We start from the raw sequence: 1,835 nt of genomic DNA, 5'->3' as shown, positions 1-1,835 counted from the left end.
CCGGAGAACACGTCGTCCCCGCTGTACGGCGACACCGAGCCGGCCCGTCCGATGCAGGCGACGGTGGTCTGGAACGGGCAGACGTACCCGCTGTTCACCGGCCGCATAGACGACTACAGCGTGAAGGCCGACTTCGGCGACCGCACGGTGGACCTCACCTTCCTGGACGGGATGAGCGACCTGTCCACGAACACGATCTACACCGGCCTGTACCGGTCGACGCGCACCGGCGACCTGGTCAACACCGTGCTGGACGAGGCCGGGTGGACCGGCGGGCGGAGCATCGACCCGGGCGCCACGGTGGTCCCGTGGTGGTGGCTGGACGGCTCGGACGCCATGAGCGCGATCACCGACCTGGTGAAGTCCGAGGGCCCGCCGGCCGTGGCCTACGTGGCGCCGGACGGAACGTTCGTCTTCCGCGACCGCCACCACCGGATGGTGCGGCAGAACTCCCTCGTGCCCGGCGCCACCTTCCACGCCGGGGCGCTCGGCGACTGCGCGGCGGTGCCCACCCCGGCCGGGATGCTGGATCTGGCGCGGCCGTTCAGCTACGCCCACGGCTGGCGGAACATCATCAACTCGATCACGTTCGACGTGCCCGTGCGGTCGCCGTCCGGGGACCTCCAGCAGGTGTGGTCCGACACCGGCACGCACGCCCTCGCGCTCGGGCAGTCGGTGGACTTGACCGTCTCATCCTCGGACCCGTTCATCGGGGCCGTCACGCCGGTGCCGGGGACGGACATCACCTACACCGGGTCCGGCGTGCTCCAGGTGCTGCTCAGCCGGGACACCGGGTCCACGGCGCGGCTGACGCTGACCGCGATCGGCGGGCCGGTGACCGTGACGTCCTGCCAGGTGCGCGCCCACCTGCTGTCCGTGGTGTCCACGGTCCGGGTCACCGCGCAGGACTCGGAGTCGGTCGCCCGGCACGGCGAGCAGTCCTACCCCGACTCCGCGCCGTGGGCCGGGGCGGAGGACGCCGCCGCCATCGCCAACATGATCCTGCTGCACTACGCGCACCGGCGGCCCACCGTGCAGATACGGGTGGTGTCCTCGGACCCGGCGCACTACGCGCAGGTGCTCCAGCGCACGGTCAGCGACCGGATCACCATCGTCAACGACGAGCTGGGGCTGGACGCGGACTTCTTCGTGGAGCGTGTGCAGCACACCGTGCAGCGGGTGGGCCGCACCGGCCGGCCTCCGGTGCACGCGGTGACCCTGGGCTGCGAGATGGGTGTGGAGACGGTCACCAACCCGTTCACGTTCGACCAGCGCGGCTCGGGGTTCGACACGGGCGTGTTCGACCCGGTGCAGTCCGACGACGCGGCGATGGTGTTCAAGTTCGATGACCCCGCCCAAGGGCGGTTCGATTCCGGCGAGTTCGGCACGTGAGGGAGGCGGCGAGGGTGACGGAGACGACGGCGCGGGCCTACGTCTACAGCGGCGACTGGGTGGCCGACTGCCCCCGGGACGACTGCGGCAACACGGAGTTCCTGCACCGGGCGACCCGGCGCGGTGGCCCGAGGGACGTGGCGCTGGCGTTCTTCCAGTGCTCGCACTGCGGTGCGCAGGCGGACATCGTGTGGCCGGGGGACCACCTCGGGATCCTCGCGGTGCTCTCCCGGCGGCCGGTGCCCGGCACCCGCAACTGGTACCCGGCGGACCATCCGGTGGCGGTGCGTTTCGGCCTGCCTCACGGCCAGACGGTCCGGGACCTCCAGGACGAGAACGAGGAGCACGGCGTGGGGTGACGAGGGGCCCGACGGCCCGGAACGATCACCGGAAACCGTTAGGCACAATAACGGTTAAGGTCGAAAATCCGCAGGTGAACGAAC

2 protein-coding genes are annotated in these 1,835 nt (G+C 71.0%); both read left to right on the top strand.

The window, feature by feature from the left end; all coding sequences use genetic code 11:
- On the top strand, positions 1 to 1,392 hold a 1,392-nt coding region (locus ACWCV3_RS28815), incomplete at its 5' end, for a hypothetical protein (RefSeq protein WP_451230274.1).
- Positions 1,393 to 1,406: 14 nt separating this feature from the next.
- Complete coding sequence (locus ACWCV3_RS28810) at positions 1,407 to 1,751, top strand: hypothetical protein (protein WP_451230271.1); 345 nt, start codon at positions 1,407 to 1,409, stop codon at positions 1,749 to 1,751.
- Positions 1,752 to 1,835 lie beyond the last annotated feature (84 nt).

It is taken from the genome of Streptomyces sp. NPDC001781, from assembly GCF_053596035.1.
Note: the sequence above shows the minus strand (reverse complement) of the source record. Positions and strands in the feature narration are given on the sequence as shown.